Here is a 25498-nt window from a genome sequence, read left to right as displayed (position 1 = left end):
CCTAGTTTTTTTAGGTCTTAAATAAATGGAGGTAATTCTAATGATTGAATTAAAAACAGAACAGCTAAGTGTACAGTTTCAAACTTTTGGTGGTGCACTTTCTTCAATAAAAGACAAAGATGGAATTGAGTATTTGTGGCAGGGAGATCCAACTTACTGGGGTGGACAAGCACCTGTTTTATTTCCAATCTGTGGATCCGTTAGAAATGATACTGTCTTGTATGATCAAGAAGATGGTAGTCAAGTAACAGGTAAAATTCCACGTCATGGTTTGGTTCGAAAAAAAGAATTTGAATTAGTGGAACAAACAGAGAATGCTGTCACCTTTGCGATCGAAGATGACCAAGAAATGTATGAGAATTATCCCTATCATTTTCGTCTAGAAATAACTTATACTGTTACTGGAAAGACTATTCGAACACAGTATCAAGTTACCAATAAGGAAACAGATAAAAAAATGCCTTACTTTATTGGTGGACATCCAGGCTTTAACTGTCCTTTATTTGATGATGAAGCTTATGAAGACTACTATCTTGAGTTTGAAAAAGCTGAAACTTGTACAGTTCCAAAACCATTCCCAGAAACAGGGATGTTAGATTTTCAAGATAGAATTAGCTGGTTAAAAAATCAAAAAGAATTGGATCTAAACTATGATTTCTTTAGCTATGATGCTGTGACTTTAGATGAGTTAGCCTCTCGCTCTGTTTCCTTACGGTCACGTAAGCATGATAAGGGATTAAAACTAGACTTTAAAGAGTTTCCAAACCTCATCGTTTGGTCAACGCTTAATAAAGGTCCCTTCCTTGCTCTGGAACCTTGGTCAGGTTTATCAACATCACTCGAAGAGGGCGATCATCTAGAAGATAAGAAAAATGTTCGAATCTTAAATCCAGGTCAAATTGATCAAATTGGGTTTGATATCGAAATTTTATAAAAATAAACAAAAACAAACACAAACTGTTGACTTTTTTAAACAATAGTAGTATATTATGTTTAGAAAGAACAATTTGTGTTTGTTTTAACAAGTTATTCTTCCAATTTCTCTTAGGAGAAGTTTTTAAGAGTGATTAGATGAATCATTCTTAAACTAAAATAGTCAACAAAAACTACTAGTAACTATTTGGTGATGGTCATTTTCTTTCCAGAACCAAAAAATTTTTACTGGTCTATTATAAAAAAGGAGTATACAATATGTCTATTGTTATTGGTGCAGATGCTGCAGGTTTAAGATTGAAAGAAGTCGTTAAGGATTTCTTAGAAAAAGAAAACTTCCACGTTGTGGATGTTACAGCTGATGGTCAAGACTTCGTTGATGTAACTCTTGCAGTTGCTGAAGAAGTTAAAAAAGAAGAACAAAATCTTGGTATTGTCATTGATGCTTATGGTGCAGGTCCATTTATGGTTGCAACTAAAATCAAAGGAATGGTTGCAGCAGAAGTATCTGACGAACGTTCAGCCTATATGACTCGTGGTCACAACAACTCACGTATGATTACTATGGGTGCTCAACTCGTTGGTGACGAATTGGCTAAAAACATTGCTAAAGGCTTTGTAAATGGTAAGTATGACGGCGGTCGTCACCAAATCAGGGTCGACATGTTGAACAAAATGTGCTAATACTCTTCAAAAATCAAGATAATCTGTCGTCAGCTCACTTTAGCTAACCTCAGTTATGCTTGCAGCTCGCTTCCTAAGCTAATCTTGATTTTTCTTGAGTAAAGATAAATGATATTAGATTTATATAATTAATCGGAGGGAATAACTAATGAGAATTGCAATTGGATGTGACCACATCGTAACTAATGAAAAAATGGCGGTTTCAGAATTTTTGAAATCAAAAGGACATGAAGTCATCGACTTTGGTACTTATGACCACGCTCGTACTCACTACCCAATCTTTGGTAAAAAAGTTGGTGAAGCAGTAGTTAGTGGCCAAGCTGATCTTGGTGTCTGTATCTGTGGTACTGGTGTAGGTATCAATAACGCTGTTAACAAAGTTCCAGGTGTTCGTTCTGCTTTGGTTCGTGATATGACAACAGCTCTTTACGCTAAAGAACAATTGAATGCCAACGTTATCGGATTTGGTGGTAAAATCACTGGTGAATTGCTTATGTGCGATATCATTGAAGCTTTCATCAACGCTGAATACAAACCATCTGAAGAAAATAAAAAATTGATCGCTAAAATCCAACACGTTGAAACTCATAACGATCATCAAACAGATGCCAACTTCTTTACAGAGTTCCTTGAAAAATGGGATCGCGGTGAATACCACGACTAAGAGGTGACTTATGATTTTAACAGTCACAATGAACCCATCCATTGATATTTCCTATCCTTTGGATGAATTAAAAATTGACACTGTCAACCGTGTTGTAGATGTTACGAAAACGGCTGGTGGTAAAGGTCTTAACGTTACTCGTGTCCTATCAGAATTTGGTGACTCTGTAGTCGCAACAGGACTTGTCGGTGGTAAACTTGGTGATTTTTTAGTAGAAAATATTGATGATAAAGTAAGCAAACGTTTCTTCTCTATTCAAGGTGAAACTCGTAACTGTATCGCAATTCTACATGGAGAAAACCAAACAGAAATCCTAGAAAAAGGTCCTGAAGTTCAAGAAAAAGAAGGTCAAGATTTCTTGGCTCATTTCAAAGAACTTTTAGAGACTGTAGAGGTAGTGGCCATTTCAGGTAGTCTACCAGCAGGACTACCAGTGGATTATTATGCTAGTCTGGTTGAACTTGCTAACCAAGCTGGTAAACCTGTTGTCTTGGACTGTTCAGGAGCTTCACTTCAGGCGGTTCTTGAATCTCCACATAAGCCAACAGTTATCAAACCAAATAATGAAGAATTGTCTCAACTTTTAGGAAGAGAAATTTCTAAAGATTTGGATGAATTAAAAGAGGTTCTTGAAGAGCCCCTATTTGAAGGAATTGAGTGGATCATCGTTTCTTTAGGTGCTAATGGTGCCTTTGCTAAGCACGGGGACACTTTCTATAAAGTAGATATTCCAAGAATCCAAGTTGTAAACCCAGTTGGATCTGGTGATTCTACAGTAGCAGGTATTGCTTCAGGATTGTTCCATAAGGAATCTGATCAAGAATTACTGACTAAGGCGAATGTCCTTGGTATGCTAAATGCTCAAGAAAAAATGACTGGTCATGTCAATATGGCAAACTATCAAGGCCTATATGACCAACTAGTAGTGAAAGAGGTATAAAATGGTTTTAACAGAAAATAAACGCGCTTGTATGCAAAAACTCTCTAATGAGAATGGTATCATCTCAGCTCTTGCTTTTGACCAACGTGGTGCTTTGAAACGCCTTATGGCTCAATACCAAACAGAAGAGCCAACAGTAGCTCAAATGGAAGAACTTAAAGTCTTGGTAGCGGATGAATTGACAAAATACGCTTCATCTATGCTTCTTGACCCTGAATACGGACTTCCTGCAACAAAAGCTTTGGATAAAGAAGCTGGTCTTCTTCTTGCATATGAAAAAACAGGATATGATACTTCAAGTACAAAACGTTTGCCTGACTGTTTGGATGTTTGGTCTGCAAAACGTATCAAAGAACAAGGTGCAGATGCAGTTAAATTCTTGCTTTACTACGATGTAGATAGTTCAGATGAATTGAACCAACAAAAACAAGCTTACATCGAACGTGTTGGTTCTGAATGTGTTGCCGAAGATATTCCTTTCTTCTTGGAAATCTTGGCTTACGATGAAAAGATTGCTGATGCAGGTTCTGTAGAATATGCGAAAGTAAAACCTCGTAAAGTTATCGAAGCTATGAAAGTATTCTCTGATCCACGTTTCAACATCGACGTATTGAAAGTTGAAGTTCCAGTAAACGTGAAATATGTTGAAGGATTTGGTGATGGAGAAGTCGTTTACAGCCGTGAAGAAGCAGCAGCATTCTTCAAAGCTCAAGACGAAGCTACTAACTTGCCATACATCTACTTGAGTGCAGGTGTATCAGCTAAATTATTCCAAGAAACACTTGTCTTTGCTCATGATTCAGGTGCTCGTTTCAACGGCGTACTTTGTGGTCGTGCTACTTGGGCGGGTTCAGTTGAACCTTATATCAAAGAAGGTGAAGCAGCAGCTCGCGAATGGCTTCGTACAACTGGTTTTGAAAACATTGATGAACTCAATAAAGTACTTCAAACAACAGCTACTTCATGGACTGAACGTGTCTAAATTTCCCCCCTTTTATGTCCTAAAACCTAGCTAAAAAACTTTTAAAAAAAGTTGTATGTAAAGGTTTACAAAATAAAAATCTTGTGCTATACTTAAATCACAAGTTAATACAAAGTGAGTGTTACTAAGTAATATTAGGCATGATCACAGATGACTCAGATGTATATTTTTTGAGTTCATTTGTGGTCATTTTTTATGCTCACAAAACTTAAATAATAGGGCAAGGAGGTTGCCATGTATCGGATATTAAATCCAATGAATAACAATGTTTCTCTCGTGCGGAATAGCAAGGGAGAGGAGTTGATCGTAATTGGTAAGGGTATTTCGTTCGGTAAGAAGAAAGGAGATTTGATTTCTGAGGATCAGGTTGAAAAAGTTTTTCGGATGAAAACAGAAGAGTCGCGAGAAAACTTTATGGCTCTTCTAAAGGATGTACCGCTTGATTTTATTACGGTCACTTATGAGATTATTGATAATCTTTCTAAAAAATATCAATATCCTGTCCAAGAGTATCTATACGTCACTCTGACAGACCATATCTATTGTTCTTATCAGGCTATTAGCCAAGGACGCTATAAGGATAGTAACTTGCCTGACATTTCTGCAAAATATCCTATCGCTTTTCAAATTGCACAAGAAGCTTTTGAAATTTATCGTCAAAAACTGACAGAAAATTTTCCTGAAGACGAAATCATTCGTATCGCTTATCATTTCATCAATGCCGAAGGTGAGAGTGAAGTCGAAGTTGTTGAGTCGATTGATAAAAGAAAGGAAATTTTAAAGAGGGTCGAAAGCGTTTTGAAGAGTTATAAAATCCAGCGAACACCTGAAAATAATAATTTCTACGACCGCTTTATGATTCATCTAAATTATTTCTTGGATTATCTGGATCGTAGTCGGGATGATAATCAATCCTTGCTCGATATGGAAGAACATATAAAGAATATCTATCCAGAAGCATTCGAGATTGGTAGCAAAATTTATGAGGTCATTGCTCAGGAAACTGGTCTTGACCTCTACAAGAGTGAACGAGTTTATCTTGTTCTACACATCCAACGTTTATTGTCATAACGCTTTACTAAAAAATATATAAGGAGAATTCTATCGTGAATAGAGAAGAAGTAACATTGTTAGGTTTTGAAATCGTTGCCTATGCAGGTGATGCTCGTTCAAAATTATTGGAAGCTTTGAAGGCTGCTGAAGCTGGTGATTTTGCGAAAGCAGAAGCTCTTGTTGAAGAAGCAGCAGGTTGCATTGCGGAAGCTCACAAAGCGCAAACATCTATGCTTGCTCAAGAAGCTGCAGGGGAAGAAATTCCATACAGCATCACAATGATGCACGGACAGGATCACCTGATGACAACAATCTTGCTAAAAGATTTGGTGCATCATTTAATTGAACTTTATAAAAGAGGAGCTAAATAATGAATAAGTTAATTGCCTATATCGAGAAAGGGAAGCCTTTCTTTGAAAAACTATCTCGAAATATCTATCTTCGTGCTATTCGTGATGGATTTATCGCAGGAATGCCAGTCATTCTCTTCTCAAGTATTTTTATCTTGATTGCTTTTGTTCCAAACTCTTGGGGCTTTAAATGGTCTGATGAAGTAGTAGCACTTTTGATGAAACCTTACAGCTACTCTATGGGGATTCTAGCAGTCTTGGTAGCTGGTACCACTGCTAAATCTTTAACAGACTCCGTCAATCGTAGTATGGAGAAAACCAACCAAATCAACTATATGTCAACGCTCTTGGCGGCTATTGTTGGTTTATTGATGTTGGCAGCTGATCCAATCGAGGGTGGCTTTGCAACTGGTTTCCTTGGAACAAAAGGGTTGCTTTCAGCCTTCCTGGCAGCTTTTGTAACTGTAGCTGTCTATAAGGTTTGTGTGAAGAACAACGTTACTATTCGCATGCCTGACGAAGTTCCACCAAATATTTCACAAGTCTTCAAAGACGTTATTCCTTTTACACTTTCCGTTGTTTCTCTTTATGCTCTTGACTTGCTTGCACGTCATTTTGTTGGTACAAGTGTTGCAGAATCAATCGGTAAGTTCTTTGCACCTCTTTTCTCAGCAGCAGACGGTTATCTTGGTATTACTATTATCTTTGGTGCTTTTGCCTTCTTCTGGTTTGTCGGTATTCACGGCCCATCTATCGTTGAACCTGCCATTGCAGCGATTACTTATGCAAATGCCGAAGTCAACTTGAACCTTCTTCAACAAGGTATGCACGCTGATAAGATCCTTACATCTGGTACACAAATGTTTATCGTCACTATGGGTGGTACAGGAGCAACTCTTGTAGTTCCATTCATGTTTATGTGGTTGTGTAAGTCTAAGCGTAATCGTGCAATCGGACGTGCTTCAGTAGTTCCTACATTCTTCGGTGTAAATGAACCAATCTTGTTTGGTGCACCACTTGTTTTGAATCCAATCTTCTTTATTCCATTTATCTTCGCACCTATTGCAAACGTATGGATCTTTAAGTTCTTTATCGAAACTCTCGGCATGAACTCATTTACTGCCAACCTTCCATGGACTACACCTGGGCCTCTAGGTATTGTTCTTGGTACAAACTTCCAGTTCTTGTCATTTGCTCTTGCAGCATTGTTAATCGTAGTGGATATTGCTATCTACTATCCATTCCTTAAAGTTTATGACGAACAAATTCTTGAAGAAGAACGTTCTGGTAAAGCCAACGATGAATTAAAAGAAAAAGTAGCCGCAAACTTCAATACTGCTAAAGCAGATGCTATCCTTGAAAAAGCTGGAGTAGAATCAGCACAAAATACAATTACTGAAGAAACAAACGTGCTCGTTCTTTGTGCGGGTGGAGGAACAAGTGGTCTTCTTGCAAATGCCTTGAATAAAGCGGCAGCAGAATACAAGGTGCCAGTTAAGGCAGCCGCTGGTGGCTATGGAGCTCACCGTGAAATGTTACCAGAGTTTGATTTGGTTATCTTAGCACCACAAGTTGCTTCAAACTATGAGGACATGAAGGCTGAAACAGATAAACTTGGAATCAAATTGGCTAAGACTGAAGGAGCTCAATACATCAAGTTGACTCGTGATGGTAAAGGTGCTCTTGCATTTGTTCAAGAACAATTTCAATAATAATAAATACTGTTGATTGAAGTGAGATGGAGAAGGGTACCTCACTGACTCCTCTCCATTTCGCTTTGTTTTTATTTAATAATGGATAAGGGGAAACATATGTCTAAAACATTGCCTAAAGATTTTATTTTCGGTGGCGCAACAGCGGCTTATCAAGCAGAAGGTGCTACACATACAGATGGTAAAGGACCAGTTGCATGGGATAAATATTTAGCTGATAACTATTGGTATACAGCTGAACCAGCGAGTGATTTCTACCATAAATATCCAGTGGACTTAAAGTTGGCTGAGGAATATGGGGTAAACGGTATCCGTATTTCTATTGCTTGGTCACGTATTTTTCCAACTGGTTATGGTGAAGTAAATCCAAAAGGGGTAGAATTCTATCATAAGTTATTTGCTGAATGTCATAAACGTCATGTAGAACCGTTCGTTACTCTTCATCACTTTGATACACCTGAAGCTCTTCACTCAAATGGAGACTTCTTAAATCGTGAAAACATCGAACACTTTGTAGATTATGCTGCATTCTGTTTTGAAGAATTCCCAGAAGTCAACTACTGGACAACCTTTAATGAAATTGGTCCAATCGGTGACGGTCAATACTTGGTCGGTAAATTCCCACCAGGTATTCAATACGACCTTGCGAAAGTATTCCAATCTCACCACAATATGATGGTGTCTCATGCTCGTGCTGTGAAATTGTACAAAGACAAAGGCTATAAAGGTGAAATCGGGGTTGTTCACGCCCTTCCAACTAAGTATCCATTGGATCCTAAAAATCCTGCAGACGTTCGTGCTGCTGAGTTGGAAGATATCATCCACAACAAATTTATCTTGGATGCTACATACCTTGGACACTATTCAGATGCAACAATGGAAGGTGTAAACCACATCTTATCAGTAAATGGTGGTAGCTTGGATCTTCGTGACGAAGACTTTGCAGCACTTGAAGCAGCTAAAGATTTGAATGACTTCCTCGGAATTAACTACTATATGAGCGATTGGATGGAAGCCTTTGATGGTGAAACTGAGATCATCCACAACGGTAAAGGTGAAAAAGGAAGCTCTAAATACCAGATCAAGGGTGTTGGTCGTCGTGTAGCTCCTGACTATGTACCTCGTACTGACTGGGACTGGATCATCTACCCTCAAGGTTTGTATGATCAAATCATGCGTGTTAAGAAAGATTATCCAAACTACAAGAAGATCTACATCACTGAAAACGGACTTGGATACAAAGATGAATTTGTGGACAACACTGTTTACGATGATGGCCGTATTGATTATGTGAAACAACACTTGGAAGTATTGTCTGATGCGATTGCAGATGGTGCAAACGTCAAAGGATACTTCATCTGGTCATTGATGGACGTCTTTTCATGGTCTAATGGTTATGAAAAACGTTACGGACTCTTCTATGTTGACTTCGATACACAAGAACGTTATCCTAAGAAATCTGCACATTGGTACAAGAAATTAGCAGAAACCCAAGTGATTGAATAGTACTAATAGTCATTAGGTATAGAGTTCAAGCGAGGAAAGTTTATGCTGAAAAATTTTATTAAATCAGTCTATGAAAAAGTTTATATTATTAACTTTGAACATTGCTCTCATGTACCATCCTTGACCAAGGAGCAACTTGCAAGTCTTGGAAAATGGTATGTCTCGACGGGTAAGGAGTGGATTTGTCATTCAGACTATGAATTTGAAGAATTTCAAAAGCTGTTTTTAAATTTTGTCAACGCAGAAGATAAGGATAACATTTGCTTTGAATCGGATTTTATGCCATTTCAACACTAATATAGTAAAAAGAGGAATCTATCTCATACTAGGGGATATTCCTCTTTTTTATCTAGATTTTACCTGAAAGACAAAAAAATTCTTGACAGATTTATGTGATAGGAGTAAACTATTAACTAGTTAAATAACTGGTTAAGTATATAAAGAGGTAACTCACTCGCTCAAATCTTGTTTGATAAATAGAAAATAGAAGGAGGAGTTTTAAAAGTGATTTCGTTTTTCAGTTATGTGCTTAACCAGTTAAGGAAGTTCTTTAGGAAAAAGTGTAGTTCTTTATTTAACGAATAAATGAAATAGGAAGTGTGTTTAGATGAAAATCAATAAAAAATATGTTCTTGGTTCGGTAGCTCTTTTAGCATTAAGCCTTTCAAGTTATGAACTGGGGCGTTTCCAAGCGGTACAGACTAGCAAAGAGCCTAATCGTGTGGCTTATATAGAAGGAAATCAGGCTAGTACTAAGACTGAAAATCTGACACCAGATGAAGTTAGTCAGCGAGAGGGGATCAATGCTGAGCAGATTGTCGTTAAGATTACCGATCAAGGTTACGTGACTTCACATGGGGACCATTATCATTACTTTAATGGCAAGGTTCCTTATGATGCTATCATCAGTGAAGAACTGCTGATGAAAGATCCGAATTATCAGTTGAAGGATTCAGACATTGTCAATGAAATCAAGGGTGGCTATGTGATTAAGGTTGACGGGAAATACTATGTTTACCTTAAGGATGCGGCTCATGCGGACAATATTCGTACAAAAGAAGAGATTAAACGTCAGAAGCAGGAACATAGTCATAATCATGGAGGCGGTTCTAACGATCAGGCGGTAGTTGCAGCCAGAGCTCAAGGCCGTTATACAACGGATGATGGGTATATCTTTAATGCCTCTGATATCATAGAAGATACAGGTGATGCCTATATCGTTCCTCATGGTAATCATTTCCACTATATTCCGAAGAGTGATTTGTCTGCCAGTGAATTAGCTGCTGCTCAGGCCTTCTTATCTGGTAAAGGTAGTCAATTAAGTACCGTTGAATATCGTTCAAGCAGAGGAGAAACAAGATCTAGTGTGAGAACGAGTCAATCTGAGACACCTCAAGATCCTGCAACAGATTCTGAAAGTCAAAGTGAGGATTTAGCTAGTCTCCTTCAAGAATTGTACGCTTTGCCACTTAGCCAACGTCATGTGGAATCTGATGGATTAGTATTTGACCCAGCACAGATTACAAAACGTACTGCAAATGGTGTGGCAGTTCCTCACGGGGATCATTTCCATTTCATTCCGTATTCGCAAATGTCTGCTTTGGAAGAAAAATTGGCTCGAAATCTGCCAATTGGAGGTCAGCCAATTCAAAGTCATGCTGATAATCCGAAACCAAGCAGTTCTGAGAAACCAAGTTCAACCATTAAACCAAACTTTAATCTCAATACGCCGGCACCGAATCGAGGAACTGGAGGAGCCTATACAACGGATGATGGGTATATCTTTAGTCCGACAGATGTGATTGAAGATACAGGAGACGCTTTTGTTGTACCACACGGCAATCATTTCCACTATATCCCTAAGAGTGATTTGTCAGCAGGAGAATTGGCTACTGCCCAAGCTTATTGGAATGGTAAACAAGGCGCACATTCCTCTACAAGTTCAAGTAAACCAAGTAGTGATAATTCTAAGCCAGCTCAACCAAGTTTGACAGAGACTCCAAATCTGACTGTCACACCAACTTATCATCAAAATCAAGGGGAAGTCATTTCAACACTTTTAAGTGAATTGTATGCAAAACCTTTATCAGAACGCCATGTGGAATCGGATGGTCTAGTCTTTGATCCGGCACAAATCATCAAACGTACTGCAAATGGTGTCGCAGTGCCTCACGGAGACCATTATCACTTTATTCCTTATTCACAAATGTCTGATTTAGAGCAGAAGATTGCAAGAATGATTCCGTTAAAAGGGCAAAATGGATTAAACGAAATTGTTACAGATATTAAACCTTTAGCATCAAAAGAAGTAGTTCATAAGTTCTTAGGACAACCAATCAAAGCTTATGGAAAAGGTTTAGATGGTAAACCTTATGATACGAGCGATGGATATATATTTACCAAAGATTCCATCGATTCTGTTGATAAATCAGGTGTTATTGCCAAACACGGAGATCATTTCCATTATATGGGATATGGTGAATTAGAACAATTCGAATTGGATGAAGTTGCCAAATGGATTCAAGAAACTGGTAAAAATCCAGATTCCATCGTTTCTTCAGTACACTCAGATGAGGAGGAAAGACCAAAGTTTGATTATAAAAAAGTAACTAATAAAATTTCTAGAAATAGTAAAGTTGGTTATATAATTAATGAAGGTGGTAAAGATTATTTTTATTCACGTGAAGAACTCGATCTTACTCAAATAGCTTTTTCTGAGCAGGAACTAATGCTTAAAGATAAAGATAATTATCGTTATGATATTGTAGAAACAGAAATTAAACCAAGATTAGCTGTTGATGTATCTAGCTTGCCTATGCATGCAGCCAATACTACCTATGATACTGGAAGTTCATTCATTATTCCACACATTGATCATATTCACGTTGTTCCTTATTCTTGGTTAAATAGTGAGCAAATAGCAACTATAAAATATGTAATGCAACATCCTGATGTGCGTCCTGAAGTTTGGTCAAAACCAGGTCATGATGATGCTGGATCTGTTATTGCTAATGTGACTCCTCTTGAAAAACGCGCTGGAATGCAGAATTGGCAAATTATCCATTCTGCTGAAGAAGTTCAGAAAGCTCTTGCAGAAGGTCGATTTGCAACTCCAGATGGTTATATTTTTGATCCGAAAGATGTATTGGCAAAAGAAACTTTTGTATGGGAAGACAAATCATTTAGTATTCCAAGAGCGGGAGGTGGTTCATTGAGAAGTATCACTAAATCCGACTTGTCAGAAGTAGAATGGAAAGAAGCACAAGACTTAATAGCAAAAAGAAAAAAAGAAAAAGAATCCAAAACTGAAACGTCTACACATCCTAATAAAGAATTAAAACCTGATTCAAACAATACTGAAAATAGTGATAAGAATAATACTGCTGTAGATAAAAATGAGGAGCAACCGAAGAAAAATACAGGGGAGAATGAGACTGGTACAACCAACGAAATTCCTTCAGAAAATAAAGAGAATGCCAAAGAAGAAAATGACGATGATTTACCAGACTATGGGTTAGATAAAGTAACTTTAAATGAACATATAGAAAAGTTAGCGAAAATTGCCCAAATTGATCCTAAGTTTCTAATCTTTCAACCAGATGGGGTTCAGTTTTACAATAAAAACGGTGAATTAGTGATGTATGACATTAAGACACTAAAACAAATAAAACCTTAAAAGATTTTTATTAGTTATAATCTACTCGAAAGGATATTATTCGATTTTTGATTGAATAATGTCCTTTTCTTTGTTAAAAAACTGAAATTTGCTGTCTTAAAAAATGAATCAAGGAGTTCTAAAACAATTAAAAGTCAAATGTTAAAAATAACCAGTGAGAACTGATAATGAAATCTAGTTCTCACTTTTTTCATGAAAATCTATAAAAAATATTGACATTTTAAATTTTTAGGAGTAAAATGTTTACTAGTTAATTAAATGGTTAAATACTAGTTAAGGAGTTGTTATGAAAAAAAGAACTATCCTATGGCTCATGATTGCCTTCTTTGCTCTCGTTTTAGGAGCTTGTGGACAAAAGACCAGTCAAGACAAGAGTGATGAAACTAAGGGGATGAAGATTGTGACCAGTTTTTATCCTGTCTATGCTATGGTCAAAGAGGTTTCAGGTGATCTAAATGATGTTCGGATGATTCAGTCTAGTTCTGGTATCCATTCCTTTGAACCTTCTGCAAATGATATTGCAGCCATCTATGATGCTGATGTTTTTGTTTATCATTCTCATACATTAGAGTCATGGGCGGGAAGTTTGGATCCGAGCCTACAAAAGTCCAAGGTAAAGGTGTTGGAAGCATCAGAAGGTATGACCTTGGAGCGCGTGCCTGGGTTAGAAGATATGCAGGCAGGAGATGGGATTGATGAGAAGACCTTGTATGATCCACACACTTGGTTAGATCCTGAAAAGGTTGCAGAAGAAGCACAGATAATTGCTGATAAGTTATCCGAACTGGACAGTGCCAACAAGGATACCTATCAGAAAAATGCAGAGAACTTTAGTGCCAAGGCTCATGACTTAACTAAGAAATACCAACCCATCTTTGAAAAAGCAAATCAAAAGACATTTGTGACCCAACACACAGCCTTTTCATATTTGGCAAAACGATTTGGACTCAATCAGCTTGGGATTGCAGGAATATCTCCTGATCAAGAACCAAGTCCAAGACAATTGACTGAAATCCAGGAATTTGTAAAGACTTATAAGGTAAAGACCATCTTTACAGAGAGTAACGCTTCATCAAAGGTAGCTGATACACTTGTCAAATCAACAGGTGTGAGTCTGAAAACTCTCAATCCTTTAGAGGCCGACCCACAAAATGACAAGTCCTACATAGAAAACCTAGAAGAAAATATGGCTATCTTAGCTGAAGAATTGAAATGAGGAGATTATGAAGATTAATAAAAAATATCTAGCAGGATCTGCAGTGGTCCTTGCTTTAAGTGTCTGCGTTTATGCTTTGAATCAACATCAAGCACCTGAGAAAAAAGATGATAATCGTGTATCCTATGTTGACGGTAAAGGATCTGAAGCTAAGAAGAATGAATCTCTGACACCAGATCAAGTTAGCAAGAAGGAAGGAATAGAAGCTGAACAGATTGTTACCAAGATCACTGATCAAGGTTATGTGACGTCCCACGGCGACCATTTCCATTACTATAATGGTAAGGTGCCTTATGATGCCATCTTTAGTGAAGAACTGGTCATGAAAGATCCGAACTATCAGTTGCGTGATCAAGATATTGTCAATGAGATTAAAGGTGGCTATATTATCAAAGTGGACGGCAAATACTATGTCTATCTAAAAGATGCAAGCCATGCTGATAATGTCCGTACCAAAGAACAAATCGAGCAGCAAAAACAAGAACACACATCAGATAGTGGTAATGCAAGTGAGGAAGTTCTTGCTGCCAGAGCACAAGGCCGATATACAACGGATGATGGTTATGTCTTTAATGCTGCAGATATTATTGAAGATACAGGGGATGCTTATATCGTTCCTCACGGTGGGCATTATCACTACGTTCCAAAGAGTGCCCTATCTTCAAGTGAATTAGCAGCAGCTCAAGCCTATCTAGCTGGAAGAGGAAGTCAACCAAGCCTGACGGATTATAAACCAAATCCAAGTGTTACACCAAGTTCTCAAGCCGATAGCCCAGCAACAAGCATCCCAGTAGATCAAGAGGATAGCCTCCAAAGTCTTCTTGCTCAGTTATATGCTTTACCAGTTAGTCAACGCTATCAAGAATCTGATGGTTTGGTATTTGACCCAGCTAAAATTACCAGTCGAACACCATCAGGAGTTGCGATTCCACACGGCAATCACTACCATTTCATTCCTTATAGTAGTATGTCTGCTTTGGAGCAAAAAATTGCTCGTTTGATACCACTTGGCGGTGCCCTAACACTAACAAAGCCGTTAGAAAATCAAAATAAACCAACAGTTCAGCGTGATCATAAAAATGTAAGTCATAAGAACCATCATGAGGATGAACATGATCATGGCTTTGCCGCTGAGCGTGTGATTAGAGAAGATGAGCAAGGTTTTGTAGTTTCACATGGGGACCATGCCCACTATTTCTTCAAAAAAGATTTGTCAGCAGAGCAGATAAAGGCAGCGCAGGAACATTTGCATGGTCATGGCCGAACAGAAGTTCCAAAAGATAATCCAAACACTCATAAAGAGAATGAAGTGAAACATGAGCATCATGAAGATGAACATGATCATGGCTTTGCCGCTGAGCGTGTGATTAGAGAAGATGAGCAAGGTTTTGTAGTTTCACATGGGGACCATGCACATTATTTCTTTAAAAAAGATTTGTCAGCAGAGCAGATTAAGGCAGCGAAAGAACATTTACATGGGCATAGCCAAACAGAAGTTACAAAAGATAATCCAAACACTCATAAAGAGAATGAAGTGAAACACGAGCATCATGAAGATGAACATGATCATGGCTTTGCCGCTGAGCGAGTGATTAGTGAGGATGAGCAAGGTTTTGTGGTTTCACATGGAGACCATGCCCATTATTTCTTTAAGAAAGATTTGTCAGCAGAGCAGATAAAGGCAGCTCAAGAGCATCTGCATGGTCAACATCAGGCGGAACCTGTAAAACCTCTTGCCAAGACTGTAGAAAGTTTCTCTCGAGATGCCAGCGATGAAGAAAAGATAGCTTATATCTCTAAAACCTATGGTGTTCCGCTTGAAGCGATTCGAATTTCAAATGGATTCTTTGTATTTGGAAATCCAGACCAGGCTTACGACCCAACTCACATTCACCCTTATGCAGTTCGAAAGGAACACGTTCGTATTCCTCTCCAAACAGGAGATGCAGAGCTTGATTTCCTAAACGAACTCTATACAACTGCTTTACGTGATGGTGTTTCTCCTTATAGCTTACAGGTTGAAAATGGTAGCTTTGTCATTCCTCACGGTGATCATAATCACTACATCAAAGTACAAACTAAAGGCTATGAAGTGGCTTTGAAACATAAGATTCCTGCCTTGCAGTCTAACTACCAACCAGGAACCTTTGATGAAGCTACTGTTCAAAATAAGGTTGATCAACTTCTAGCAGAAAGTCGTGAAGTCTATAAAGATAAACCAATTTTACAAAGACAAATTGAGCTTTCCTTGGGACAATTCTCTGAAAATATGAAGAAGCTCTCAACCAACTCAACAGCTGGTTATCTGGCTGCTTTAGATCTCTTTGACAAGCAGTATATCCACGTTGATTCTAGTGTAAAACCAACAGAAATCAGTCCATTAGACAAGAAATATCAAGCTTTAGTAGATAAGATTAATACCTTGGATACGGATGCTTATGGACTTCCTAAAAAGGATCTTTTGGCTCAACTCCAAGAAAATAAATTGGCTCAAGATGAGGCTGGTTTAGATGCAGTTGAAGCTAAACTACAAGCTCTGCAAGATTTTAATGATCGAACTGGTGTTACGACAGTCGAATACATTAAGTATTTCTACCAACATCTGTCAGATGGTCGTTTAAATGACACTCTTAGAAATAAAGTTGCTAACTTAACTTGGACTCTTTATCAGTCACAATCTTTCCTTAAGGCAACTGACTTGAACAAACTCTTCCCTGAAATCTATCAAACAAAATTAGAGGTAGAAGAAGCAGTGAAGAATGAATCAGTTGCTCATAAACCTTCTGAAACGATCCTAGACACTGAAAAAGTGGATGGTCATAGTGCTAAAACGGCAGTCTATGAATTTTTGAAAGGTTTGTATGATGATATTCAACCTGAGGAACAAAGCAATCATGTTCGAAAAGGTCAAGTAGAAGAACTCTTAACAAAAGCTGAAGAATTAGTAGCTCAAGTCAAAGAAGAGGGAGTTAAAGCTTCACTTGCTGACGAAGTTAAAAATCTGAAAGCTGCTCTAGATAAAGATGACGCAGACCTTGATGAATTAAATACGCAAGTCCAAGATCTTCTGAAACGTATTTCACAGACTATTCAGAATGAACGTGAAAATGCAAACCAAGACCCAGAAGTTTTAGTTCTCTACCAAAAACTTTATAATGGTGTCATTGCCCTTCATACTTATTTAGAAATGAATAATGGTTCTGATGCTGACTTTGAAAAAGTAGACGCCTTATTTGATAAGCTTAGTGCAGCAAGCAAAGACAAGCAAGCTCTTTTAGCTCTTGCTCAAGAAATCGTTTTATTAAACCAAGAATTTCAATCAAAAGTCAAGCCAGCTGAAGCTGGCACAGAAACAGCCAATAAAGAAACAAACGATAAACAAGCTGAGACGAACTTAACTCCTGCAACTAGCTCTCCAGAAACAAGAGAAAAAGTAGCAGAATAATAAAAAACTTAGACAGCTACCGTTTCAAAAGTAGGCTGCTGATAAAAAAGAGGTCGGGAACTTTTCCCGATCTCTTTAGTCTTTATAAGCTACAATCCCAATAATGGTGTCGACTGCACGTTCCATTGTTTGTAGACTAACGTATTCAAAACGACCGTGCATGTTTTCACCACCAGCGAAGATATTTGGCGTAGGAATTCCCATAAAGGAAATTTTAGAACCGTCTGTTCCTCCACGGATAGGTTCGATAATTGGTGTGATACCAAGGTCTTCCATAACTGCTTTGGCAATGGTTACTGGTGTCATATCCTTTTCAATGACTTCTTTCATGTTGTAATACTGGTCTGTCAATGTTAAAGTAACACGATCACTACCAAGTTCTTGGTTCATCTTATCAGTAATAGCTTGCATAGCAGCTTTACGCGCTTCGAAGCTTTCTTTTTCGAAGTCACGAATAATATAACTAGCACGCGCTTCCTCAACACTACCCGTTACATCCATGAGATGGTAGAATCCTTGGTACCCCTCAGTCAACTCAGGTCGGTCACCTGCTGGGAGTTGATTGTGGAAGTCAATCGCTAATTGGAGAGCATTAACCATTTGCCCTTTAGCTGTTCCTGGGTGAACATTACGACCTTGGAAGTGAAGTTCTGCACCAGCAGCAGAGAAGGTTTCGTATTGCAATTCACCAAGAGGTCCACCGTCGACTGTATAGGCAAAGTCGACATCGAAATCTTCTGCATCAAATTTATTGGCACCGACACCGATTTCTTCATCTGGTCCGAAGCCGACACGGATTTCACAGTGTTTAATCTCAGGATGAGCAGTCAAGTATTCGATAGCTGTCATGATTTCAGCGATACCAGATTTATCATCAGCCCCGAGAAGGGTAGTTCCATCTGTAGTAATTAAGGTTTGGCCAGGATATTTCTCTAAGCTCTTGAAATCCGCTGGATCTAGCTTGAAACCAGAATTACCTAGTTCGATAAGGCCACCATCATAATTTTCAATAACTTGCGGGTTAACACTGTCAGCATTAAAATCAGCTGTATCCATGTGGGAGATAAAGCCGATTTTACGAGTCAAACTAGGATCGTTAGCTGGAAGAGTACCGATAGCAAAACCGTTTGGTAGGTAGTAAACATTTTGCAAACCAACACGTTTCATCTCAGGGATGAGGACATTGGTTGCGAAGTCTACTTGACTTTGGGTACTTGGTGTAGTGGTTGAATGTTCGTCAGAACGTGTATTGACTTTGACATAAGTCAAAAAACGCTCCAACAATGTTTGGTATTTCATAAAAACTCCTTTTTTCCTTCTTTTAAAACCATTGTATCATAGAAAGAAGAGAAAAACAAAAGTCAGAAGGGAGAAAAAATCCTTATGTTAGCGTTTACTTATAGCTTCTTTAGTGATACAATAAAAAAGATAAAAATATCACAAGGATGCAGAGATGAAAAAAGCAATTTTAATGATGACATTTGGTTCACCAGAAGAGATTACCTTTGAAGGAGTAGCCGACTTTTTTACCAACATTCGTCGAGGAGTTCGACCTCAAGACCACGAGATTCAAACCCTTTATGATAATTATGTTCGAATTGGAGGAACTCCACTTCAAAAAATTACCCGTGAAGAAGTTGCCTTGGTAGAAGCTAGGTTAGGAAATGAATATAGTGTCTATTTTGCCAATAAATTTTCAACCCCTTTTATTCCAGATGTAATTCGGCAAATGGAAGCAGATGGAATTGAAAAGTGTATTTGCTTGATTTTGGAGCCACACTATTCCTTTTACTCTGTCATGGGGTACGAAAAGTTTCTGGAAAGCAAACAAATTCAGTTTTTAGTTATTAAGGATTGGTATCAAGAAGAAGCCCTATTAAACTATTGGACAGCTGAAATTGCTAAAATTTTAAAAGAAAAGGTGAAACAGGATAGCTTTAAAGTCATCTTTTCTGCCCACAGTGTGCCCATTTTTGCCTTGGATTTTGGTGATCCCTATATCGACCAGATTTTCGAAAATAGCAAGTTAATTGCTGAGAAATTAGGCTTGAAACCAGAGCAATATACCAACACTTGGCAGAGCGAAAGTGATATTGGTATTCCTTGGATTAAACCAGATGTATTGGAGTATCTAAGAGAACAGGAAGAACATCCAGAGCATTATATTTTTGTGCCTATTAGTTTTATCAGTGAGCATATTGAAGTCTTGTTTGACAACGATGTGGAATGTCATGACTTGTGTCAGGAATTGGAGGTGAACTACCATCGTCCACCAATGCCAAATACAGATTCTCGTTTGATTGATGCCTTGGTCAATATTATCCGAGCTAATGAACATAAAGAATTTAGAGAATTCCTCCCAGAAGAAGAAACCTTTGATGAATTAGTCCCTTCGGAGGAAACTAAGAATATTTTAGATGAATCACAAGACTTACAAATGCCAGAATTTGTTAAAAAATTAATTGAGAAAAAAGGTCGTGAAAATGTCAAGATGCCTTATTTAATCAAAAAAATGCTTGAAAAAGCTGGCAAATTACCTAAAGACTAAGTGAAAATAGAAAAGAACTGGTAATACTCTTCGAAAATCAAATTCAAACTGCGTCAACGTCGCCTTACCGTACTCAAGTACAGCCTGCGGCTAGTTTCCTAGTTTGCTCTTTGATTTTCATTGAGTATAAGGTTTGTTTCAGATTTCTGCTAAGGTAGGTTATAACTTAGAAGGTGAAAGAAAAGGCGGTGGGACAGAAATCGATAGACAAAGTCTTGATTTCGTAGTTCCAGCCCCGCGAGGGTGATTAGGAGCTTTTTGGAGTCTAAAAGACGAACAAAAAGTTCAATCAGCTACCGCGTCAAATTATGATTGATAATAAAAAGTGAGGTCGGGATCTTTTTGTCCCAACCTCTTTTTAGGTGACTAGCATTTTTTGACCTAGTTTTTTCTTATTTACCCAGACAAAATTGGCTAAACAATTGTGTAATAAGTTCATCTGGTGCAGCATCTCCTGTAATTTCTCCAAGAATTCCCCAGGTACGGGTCAAATCAACCTGAAGCAGGTCAACTGGCATCCCCAATTCAAGACCTTCGTTAACTGCTTGTAGGCTTTCGACTGCCTTCTCAATTAATGAAATATGACGGGCGTTGGATAGATAGGTAGCATCTTGTTCGACCAAGCCAGCATTTTCAAAGAAGAGGTTGTTAATCCGTTCTTCAATCTTATCAATGTTTTGATTTTTGAGGACTGAAATACGGATGACATCTTCAGGAAGTTCCTGAGTTTCAATAGCCTCAGGTAGGTCAGTTTTGTTAAGTAGGATGATACGGTTGGTATCTTGGCTGATTTCAAGAAGTTGTCGGTCTTGGGCAGTTAGAGGTTCGCTGGCGTTTAAGACAAGTAAAACCAAATCAGCTTCCTTGAGGGCTTTTTTGGAGCGCTCAACCCCGATCTGCTCGACGATATCATCTGTTTCACGGATACCAGCAGTATCAATCAATTTCAGAGGCACACCGTTGATGTTGACGTATTCTTCAATGACATCTCGGGTAGTACCTGCAATATCCGTTACAATAGCCTTGTCTTCACGTAGTAGGTTGTTGAGTAGGCTTGATTTTCCAACGTTGGGACGACCAATGATAGCCGTTGAAATCCCTTCGCGGAGAATTTTACCACGACGTGCAGTTTTTAGGAGATTGGTCAAGAGTTGTTCAAACTCCATAGTTTTTTCGCGGACAACAGCAGTAGTGGCTTCTTCCACATCGTCATACTCAGGATAATCGATATTAACCTCAACCTGAGCCAAGGTATTGAGAATTTCCTGACGAGTATTGTTAATGAGGTCAGACAGGGATCCATCAAGTTGTTTGACTGCTATATTCATAGCCTTGTCAGTCTTAGCACGGATGATATCCATCACAGCCTCGGCCTGAGTCAAGTCCACACGACCGTTAAGGAAGGCACGCTTAGTAAATTCACCAGGCTCTGCCATACGAGCCCCTTCACGGATAGCCAGTTGGAGAATTTCATTGGTTACGGCGATTCCACCGTGGGTATTGATCTCGATAATGTCTTCACGAGTGAAGGTCTTTGGAGACTTCATAGCTCCAACCATGACCTCATCCATGACCTTGCCTGACTGAGGATCAACAATGTGGCCGTAGTTTAGAGTGTGGCTAGTAACCTTGCTCAAGTCCTTGCCTTTAAAGATTTTCTGCGCAATGGCAAAACTATCCGTTCCGCTTAGGCGGACTATCCCAATAGCACCTTCACCAAGCGGTGTCGAGATGGCTGCAATGGTATCAAATTCCCGTGTAATCATTTCAATTCCTTTATAGTTTATTTGTTTGTAAAGACTAATATCTCTTCAAATTGTAACAAATTTTAGTATTTTCTTCAATGAATGTTACTTATAAAGAAAAGCCTAAGCAGATTGCTTAAGCTTTACTTAGTGCGCATTTCGCCTTGTGGGAAATAGGTTCCTTCAGGCATATCGTTGATAATGACATGAACAGCAGACTGAGGTGCACCAGTGTTGCGAACAACAGCTTCCGTAACTTCCTTGGCTAGGGCTTTCTTTTGCTCTAGCGTGCGTCCTTCAAATAAATCGATGCGTACAAATGGCATAATTGCGTCCTCCACTAGTTATTTGATTTCTTCTATTTTACCACATTTTGCCATTTAAAGCTTTGAGAAAATATGGTATACTAGAATGTAGCAAAAATTTAGAAATGGACGTGAAATAGAAGCATGGCACAGTTGTATTATCGTTATGGGACCATGAACTCAGGAAAAACGATTGAGATTCTCAAAGTAGCCTATAACTATGAGGAGCAAGGAAAGGGAGTTGTAATTATGACTTCGGCTCTGGATACGCGTGACGGTGTTGGCTATGTTTCAAGTCGAATTGGGATGAAAAGACCAGCAGTTGCTATTGAGGAAACAACGGATATCTTTGGATTTATCCGAGATTTACCTGAAATGCCTTACTGTGTACTTGTCGATGAAGCCCAGTTTTTAAAGCGTCACCATGTTTACGATCTAGCTCGTGTTGTGGATGAGTTAGACATACCTGTCATGGCATTTGGTTTAAAAAATGACTTTCGTAATGAACTATTCGAAGGTTCAAAATATCTTCTGCTTTTAGCAGATAAGATTGACGAAATCAAGACCATTTGCCAGTATTGCAAGAAAAAAGCGACCATGGTGTTGCGTACGCAGAATGGTCTGCCAGTCTATGATGGTGAGCAGATCCAGATAGGTGGCAATGAAACCTATATCTCGGTTTGCCGTAAACATTATTTTGCGCCACTGATAACATCTAAAAAGGGACAAGACTATGACAATTGAACTAAGAGATGTTACAATGGAAAATTATTTTGATGTTCTGCATTTGGATGTTAAGGAATATCAAAAACAATTTATTGCTACTAACGCAATTAGTTTAGCTGAAGCATATGTCTACACTAAAAATGGAGATTTTGAAATGGAGATTTTGTGGCTCCATTGGCAGTTTACGATAATGATGCAATCATAGGTTTTGTGATGTTAGCTTATGATAAAAAAATCGGAATTAGTAATGGAAATTATTTACTATTTCGTTTCATGATTGATAAGCATTTTCAAAATCAAGGATATTTTAAACCAATTATGGATAAGGTGCTAGACTATGTTTGGACAGCGCCAGCAGGTTTAGCCAATAAACTTTGGTTGTCTTATGAATCAGAAAATAAACATGCAAGGTCTTGTTACCTCAGTTATGGATTTAAAGAAACTGGGGAAATATTTGAGAACGAAGTAGTAGCAATATACGATTTAACAATTGAGAAATAAGGAGAAAAAATGAACATCTATGATCAACTACAAGCTGTAGAAGACCGTTATGAAGAGTTGGGAGAATTGCTGAGCGACCCTGATGTGGTCTCTGATACCAAACGCTTCATGGAATTGTCCAAAGAAGAAGCTTCAACTCGTGACACCGTAACTGCCTACCGCGAATACAAACAAGTCCTTCAAAATATTGTCGACGCTGAGGAGATGATTAAAGAATCAGGCGGAGATGCTGACTTGGAAGAAATGGCCAAACAAGAATTGAAAGATGCTAAGGCTGAAAAAGAAGAGTACGAAGAAAAATTGAAAATCTTGCTCCTTCCTAAAGATCCAAACGATGACAAGAACATCATCCTTGAAATCCGAGGAGCAGCTGGTGGTGATGAAGCTGCCCTCTTTGCTGGCGATTTGCTAACCATGTACCAAAAATATGCTGAAGCCCAAGGCTGGCGCTTTGAAGTCATGGAAGCCTCAATGAACGGTGTTGGTGGTTTCAAAGAAGTGGTTGCTATGGTATCAGGTCAGTCTGTATACTCTAAGCTTAAGTATGAGTCTGGTGCCCATCGTGTTCAACGTGTCCCTGTGACAGAAAGCCAAGGGCGTGTGCATACCTCTACAGCAACAGTTCTTGTTATGCCTGAAGTGGAAGAAGTAGAGTACGATATTGATCCAAAAGACCTTCGTGTGGATATCTACCACGCGTCAGGTGCTGGTGGACAGAACGTCAACAAGGTTGCGACTGCTGTTCGTATTGTTCACTTGCCAACCAATATCAAGGTTGAAATGCAGGAAGAACGTACCCAGCAGAAAAACCGTGAGAAGGCTATGAAGATTATTCGTGCGCGTGTTGCTGACCACTTTGCACAGATTGCTCAAGACGAGCAAGACGCAGAGCGTAAGTCTACTATCGGTACTGGTGACCGTTCAGAACGTATCCGTACTTATAACTTCCCACAAAACCGTGTGACAGACCACCGTATCGGCTTGACTCTTCAAAAACTTGATACTATCTTGTCTGGTAAACTCGATGAAGTTGTGGATGCCTTGGTTCTTTACGACCAAACTCAAAAATTAGAAGAATTAAACAAATAATGAAATTAGCTCAAATTTTTAAAGATTTTGAGGAAAAGTTAATAGCACAAGGAGAGGAAGCTGAAAGCCTCTCCTTTGTCTATCGTGGCCTGAAAAATCTATCTTTTACAGACTTTGTCTTTGCTCTTCAGCAAGAAATTTCAGAGAAAGAAAGACAATTTGTAGAGTATATTTATAGGAAATTGGCAAATCATATACCCGCCCAGTATATTATCGGTCATGCTGAATTCTTTGGGATGCAGTTAAAAGTAGATGAGCGGGTCTTGATTCCCCGTCCAGAAACAGAAGAACTAGTGAAGCTCACCCTAGCTGAGAATCCAAAGGAAAATCTCAAAGTTCTGGATATCGGAACAGGGAGTGGTGCTATTGCTCTTGCCTTAGCTAAAAATAGACCTGATTGGACAATCACAGCTGCCGATATTTCTCAGGATGCTTTGGATTTGGCGATGGAAAACGCTAATAATCAAGGTCTAACATTATCTTTTATTAAATCTGACTGTTTCTCCGAAATTTCTTCAAAATATGATATAATTGTATCCAATCCACCTTACATATCTCGAGTAGATGAGGCAGAAGTAGGTTTGAATGTTCTCCATTCAGAGCCACATTTAGCCCTCTTTGCAGATGAGGATGGTCTAGCGATCTATCGCAGAATTGCGGAAGAATCAAAGGACTATCTAAATGATGGTGGTAAGATTTATCTTGAAATTGGCTACAAACAAGGTCAAAGTGTTCCAGCTCTTTTCAAGGAAAATTTTCCCGAGAAGCGAGTTCGAACTCTGAAAGACCAATTTGGTCAAGATAGGATGGTTGTCATTGATGATGGAGAAAATTAAGAAAGAGCTTGAAAATGGTGGAGCTGTAGTTTTGCCGACAGAAACAGTTTATGGTCTCTTTGCAAAAGCTTTGGATAAAAAGGCAGTTGACCATGTTTATCAGCTTAAACGTCGCCCAAGAGACAAGGCACTTAATCTCAATGTCGCAAGTTTAGACGATATCTTGAACTTTTCTAAGAATCAGCCAGCTTATCTCCAAAAACTGGTTGAAAGTTTTTTACCAGGCCCTTTGACCATTATCTTAGAAGCTAATGACAAGGTTCCCTACTGGGTCAATTCAGATTTGATGACTGTTGGATTTCGCATGCCGAGTCATCCAGTAACTCTGGACTTGATTCGTGAATTTGGCCCCTTAATCGGACCTTCTGCCAATATCTCAGGGCAATCAAGTGGAGTTACTTTTCGAAAGATTCTTCATGATTTTGACCAAGAGGTCTTGGGACTTGAAGACGATGCATTTTTAACAGGTCAGGATTCGACTATTTTAGACTTATCTGGTGACAAGGTAAAGATTCTACGCCAAGGAGCGATTAAGCGAGAAGATATCCTTGCCAAGATACCAACAATTCCTTTTGAGGAGGTATGAC

General features: G+C 38.6%; 20 protein-coding genes and 3 pseudogenes. 20 read left to right on the top strand and 3 right to left on the bottom strand.

From position 1 onward, the window contains the following. Positions 1 to 40 precede the first annotated feature (40 nt). From AAFQ93_RS07220 to AAFQ93_RS07155, 14 genes and pseudogenes are all read left to right on the top strand, one after another. Positions 41 to 934: an aldose 1-epimerase family protein gene (locus AAFQ93_RS07220; RefSeq protein ID WP_375555050.1), complete on the top strand. Its 894-nt coding sequence runs from the start codon at positions 41 to 43 to the stop codon at positions 932 to 934. A gap of 257 nt (positions 935 to 1191) precedes the next feature. After that, positions 1192 to 1617, top strand: coding sequence for a galactose-6-phosphate isomerase subunit LacA (gene lacA, locus AAFQ93_RS07215; RefSeq protein ID WP_214261866.1), 426 nt, complete (start codon positions 1192 to 1194; stop codon positions 1615 to 1617). A gap of 148 nt (positions 1618 to 1765) precedes the next feature. Then, positions 1766 to 2281, top strand: coding sequence for a galactose-6-phosphate isomerase subunit LacB (gene lacB / locus AAFQ93_RS07210; protein ID WP_001216925.1), 516 nt, complete (start codon positions 1766 to 1768; stop codon positions 2279 to 2281). Between the two features lie 10 nt (positions 2282 to 2291). Next, positions 2292 to 3221: a tagatose-6-phosphate kinase gene (locus AAFQ93_RS07205; protein WP_049526280.1), complete on the top strand. Its 930-nt coding sequence runs from the start codon at positions 2292 to 2294 to the stop codon at positions 3219 to 3221. 1 nt (position 3222) lies between these two features. Continuing rightward, complete coding sequence (lacD, locus tag AAFQ93_RS07200) at positions 3223 to 4203, top strand: tagatose-bisphosphate aldolase (RefSeq protein WP_060955788.1); 981 nt, start codon at positions 3223 to 3225, stop codon at positions 4201 to 4203. 234 nt (positions 4204 to 4437) lie between these two features. Further along, a complete protein-coding gene (locus AAFQ93_RS07195; RefSeq protein WP_375555049.1) occupies positions 4438 to 5274 on the top strand; it encodes a PRD domain-containing protein in 837 nt (278 codons plus the stop codon). Between the two features lie 35 nt (positions 5275 to 5309). Continuing rightward, a complete protein-coding gene (locus AAFQ93_RS07190; RefSeq protein WP_060955786.1) occupies positions 5310 to 5627 on the top strand; it encodes a PTS lactose/cellobiose transporter subunit IIA in 318 nt (105 codons plus the stop codon). Then, the gene (locus AAFQ93_RS07185; RefSeq protein ID WP_375555048.1) at positions 5627 to 7318 is read left to right on the top strand and encodes a lactose-specific PTS transporter subunit EIIC; all 1692 of its coding nucleotides are present in this window, start codon (positions 5627 to 5629) and stop codon (positions 7316 to 7318) included. Before AAFQ93_RS07190 ends, AAFQ93_RS07185 begins: the two co-directional genes overlap by 1 nt. A gap of 99 nt (positions 7319 to 7417) precedes the next feature. Then, positions 7418 to 8824, top strand: coding sequence for a 6-phospho-beta-galactosidase (gene lacG, locus AAFQ93_RS07180; protein ID WP_375555047.1), 1407 nt, complete (start codon positions 7418 to 7420; stop codon positions 8822 to 8824). A gap of 42 nt (positions 8825 to 8866) precedes the next feature. Beyond that, the gene (locus AAFQ93_RS07175; protein WP_373093523.1) at positions 8867 to 9121 is read left to right on the top strand and encodes a DUF3884 family protein; all 255 of its coding nucleotides are present in this window, start codon (positions 8867 to 8869) and stop codon (positions 9119 to 9121) included. A 310-nt stretch (positions 9122 to 9431) separates the two neighbouring features. Continuing rightward, positions 9432 to 12500 carry a pneumococcal-type histidine triad protein gene (locus AAFQ93_RS07170; protein ID WP_375555046.1) on the top strand — a complete coding sequence of 1023 codons (3069 nt, stop codon included), beginning with the start codon at positions 9432 to 9434 and terminating at the stop codon, positions 12498 to 12500. Positions 12501 to 12786: 286 nt separating this feature from the next. Continuing rightward, positions 12787 to 13716 carry a metal ABC transporter solute-binding protein, Zn/Mn family gene (locus tag AAFQ93_RS07165; protein ID WP_301560178.1) on the top strand — a complete coding sequence of 310 codons (930 nt, stop codon included), beginning with the start codon at positions 12787 to 12789 and terminating at the stop codon, positions 13714 to 13716. 7 nt (positions 13717 to 13723) lie between these two features. After that, positions 13724 to 14650, top strand: a pseudogene (locus tag AAFQ93_RS07160) (pneumococcal-type histidine triad protein); the annotation flags it as partial. A gap of 159 nt (positions 14651 to 14809) precedes the next feature. After that, positions 14810 to 17161: pseudogene (locus tag AAFQ93_RS07155) on the top strand (pneumococcal-type histidine triad protein); the annotation flags it as partial. Between the two features lie 75 nt (positions 17162 to 17236). Here the strand turns inward: AAFQ93_RS07155 and pepT are convergent. Next, entirely contained in the window at positions 17237 to 18460 is a 1224-nt protein-coding gene (gene pepT, locus AAFQ93_RS07150; protein WP_375555045.1) for a peptidase T, read from the bottom strand. A gap of 154 nt (positions 18461 to 18614) precedes the next feature. Here pepT and hemH point away from each other — a divergent pair, with 154 nt between their 5' ends. Further along, on the top strand, positions 18615 to 19709 hold the full coding sequence (gene hemH, locus AAFQ93_RS07145; RefSeq protein ID WP_375555044.1) for a ferrochelatase: 1095 nt from the start codon (positions 18615 to 18617) through the stop codon (positions 19707 to 19709). A gap of 392 nt (positions 19710 to 20101) precedes the next feature. Here hemH and mnmE read toward each other — a convergent pair whose 3' ends face one another. Both mnmE and AAFQ93_RS07135 read right to left on the bottom strand, forming a co-directional pair. Next, entirely contained in the window at positions 20102 to 21475 is a 1374-nt protein-coding gene (gene mnmE, locus AAFQ93_RS07140) for a tRNA uridine-5-carboxymethylaminomethyl(34) synthesis GTPase MnmE (protein WP_375555043.1), read from the bottom strand. Positions 21476 to 21597: 122 nt separating this feature from the next. Beyond that, complete coding sequence (locus AAFQ93_RS07135; protein ID WP_001117401.1) at positions 21598 to 21780, bottom strand: 4-oxalocrotonate tautomerase; 183 nt, start codon at positions 21778 to 21780, stop codon at positions 21598 to 21600. Positions 21781 to 21903: 123 nt separating this feature from the next. Here AAFQ93_RS07135 and AAFQ93_RS07130 point away from each other — a divergent pair, with 123 nt between their 5' ends. The 5 genes and pseudogenes from AAFQ93_RS07130 (at position 21904) to AAFQ93_RS07110 (ending at position 25497) form a co-directional block, all read left to right on the top strand. Then, a complete protein-coding gene (locus tag AAFQ93_RS07130; protein ID WP_075227424.1) occupies positions 21904 to 22503 on the top strand; it encodes a thymidine kinase in 600 nt (199 codons plus the stop codon). Then, a pseudogene (locus AAFQ93_RS07125) lies at positions 22493 to 22986 on the top strand (GNAT family N-acetyltransferase). The gene AAFQ93_RS07130 and the pseudogene AAFQ93_RS07125 overlap by 11 nt, the downstream one beginning before the upstream one ends. Before the next feature lie 9 nt (positions 22987 to 22995). Further along, positions 22996 to 24075, top strand: a complete 1080-nt coding sequence (gene prfA / locus AAFQ93_RS07120; RefSeq protein ID WP_001028815.1) for a peptide chain release factor 1 — start codon at positions 22996 to 22998, stop codon at positions 24073 to 24075. Then, complete coding sequence (prmC, locus tag AAFQ93_RS07115) at positions 24075 to 24911, top strand: peptide chain release factor N(5)-glutamine methyltransferase (RefSeq protein WP_375555033.1); 837 nt, start codon at positions 24075 to 24077, stop codon at positions 24909 to 24911. The genes prfA and prmC overlap by 1 nt, the downstream gene beginning before the upstream one ends. Beyond that, positions 24898 to 25497: an L-threonylcarbamoyladenylate synthase gene (locus AAFQ93_RS07110; protein ID WP_375555779.1), complete on the top strand. Its 600-nt coding sequence runs from the start codon at positions 24898 to 24900 to the stop codon at positions 25495 to 25497. Before prmC ends, AAFQ93_RS07110 begins: the two co-directional genes overlap by 14 nt. The last annotated feature ends 1 nt before the right edge of the window (position 25498 follow it).

The organism is Streptococcus nidrosiense, assembly GCF_042140045.1.
In the GTDB taxonomy this organism is placed as follows: domain Bacteria; phylum Bacillota; class Bacilli; order Lactobacillales; family Streptococcaceae; genus Streptococcus; species Streptococcus nidrosiense.
This window is presented reverse-complemented; position numbering and strand designations above follow the sequence as displayed.

What these genes read in the sequence shown, in the direction of transcription:
- AAFQ93_RS07185 (WP_375555048.1), top strand. Translation starts at nt 5,627, where the DNA reads ATGAATAAGTTAATTGCCTATATCGAGAAAGGGAAGCCTTTCTTTGAA.
- AAFQ93_RS07220 (WP_375555050.1), top strand. Translation starts at nt 41, where the DNA reads ATGATTGAATTAAAAACAGAACAGCTAAGTGTACAGTTTCAAACTTTT.
- lacG (WP_375555047.1), top strand. Translation starts at nt 7,418, where the DNA reads ATGTCTAAAACATTGCCTAAAGATTTTATTTTCGGTGGCGCAACAGCG.
- lacB (WP_001216925.1), top strand. Translation starts at nt 1,766, where the DNA reads ATGAGAATTGCAATTGGATGTGACCACATCGTAACTAATGAAAAAATG.
- AAFQ93_RS07110 (WP_375555779.1), top strand. Translation starts at nt 24,898, where the DNA reads ATGGAGAAAATTAAGAAAGAGCTTGAAAATGGTGGAGCTGTAGTTTTG.
- prmC (WP_375555033.1), top strand. Translation starts at nt 24,075, where the DNA reads ATGAAATTAGCTCAAATTTTTAAAGATTTTGAGGAAAAGTTAATAGCA.
- mnmE (WP_375555043.1), bottom strand. Translation starts at nt 21,475, where the DNA reads ATGATTACACGGGAATTTGATACCATTGCAGCCATCTCGACACCGCTT.
- AAFQ93_RS07170 (WP_375555046.1), top strand. Translation starts at nt 9,432, where the DNA reads ATGAAAATCAATAAAAAATATGTTCTTGGTTCGGTAGCTCTTTTAGCA.
- AAFQ93_RS07195 (WP_375555049.1), top strand. Translation starts at nt 4,438, where the DNA reads ATGTATCGGATATTAAATCCAATGAATAACAATGTTTCTCTCGTGCGG.
- AAFQ93_RS07165 (WP_301560178.1), top strand. Translation starts at nt 12,787, where the DNA reads ATGAAAAAAAGAACTATCCTATGGCTCATGATTGCCTTCTTTGCTCTC.
- prfA (WP_001028815.1), top strand. Translation starts at nt 22,996, where the DNA reads ATGAACATCTATGATCAACTACAAGCTGTAGAAGACCGTTATGAAGAG.
- AAFQ93_RS07130 (WP_075227424.1), top strand. Translation starts at nt 21,904, where the DNA reads ATGGCACAGTTGTATTATCGTTATGGGACCATGAACTCAGGAAAAACG.
- hemH (WP_375555044.1), top strand. Translation starts at nt 18,615, where the DNA reads ATGAAAAAAGCAATTTTAATGATGACATTTGGTTCACCAGAAGAGATT.
- AAFQ93_RS07135 (WP_001117401.1), bottom strand. Translation starts at nt 21,780, where the DNA reads ATGCCATTTGTACGCATCGATTTATTTGAAGGACGCACGCTAGAGCAA.
- lacD (WP_060955788.1), top strand. Translation starts at nt 3,223, where the DNA reads ATGGTTTTAACAGAAAATAAACGCGCTTGTATGCAAAAACTCTCTAAT.
- AAFQ93_RS07205 (WP_049526280.1), top strand. Translation starts at nt 2,292, where the DNA reads ATGATTTTAACAGTCACAATGAACCCATCCATTGATATTTCCTATCCT.
- lacA (WP_214261866.1), top strand. Translation starts at nt 1,192, where the DNA reads ATGTCTATTGTTATTGGTGCAGATGCTGCAGGTTTAAGATTGAAAGAA.
- AAFQ93_RS07175 (WP_373093523.1), top strand. Translation starts at nt 8,867, where the DNA reads ATGCTGAAAAATTTTATTAAATCAGTCTATGAAAAAGTTTATATTATT.
- pepT (WP_375555045.1), bottom strand. Translation starts at nt 18,460, where the DNA reads ATGAAATACCAAACATTGTTGGAGCGTTTTTTGACTTATGTCAAAGTC.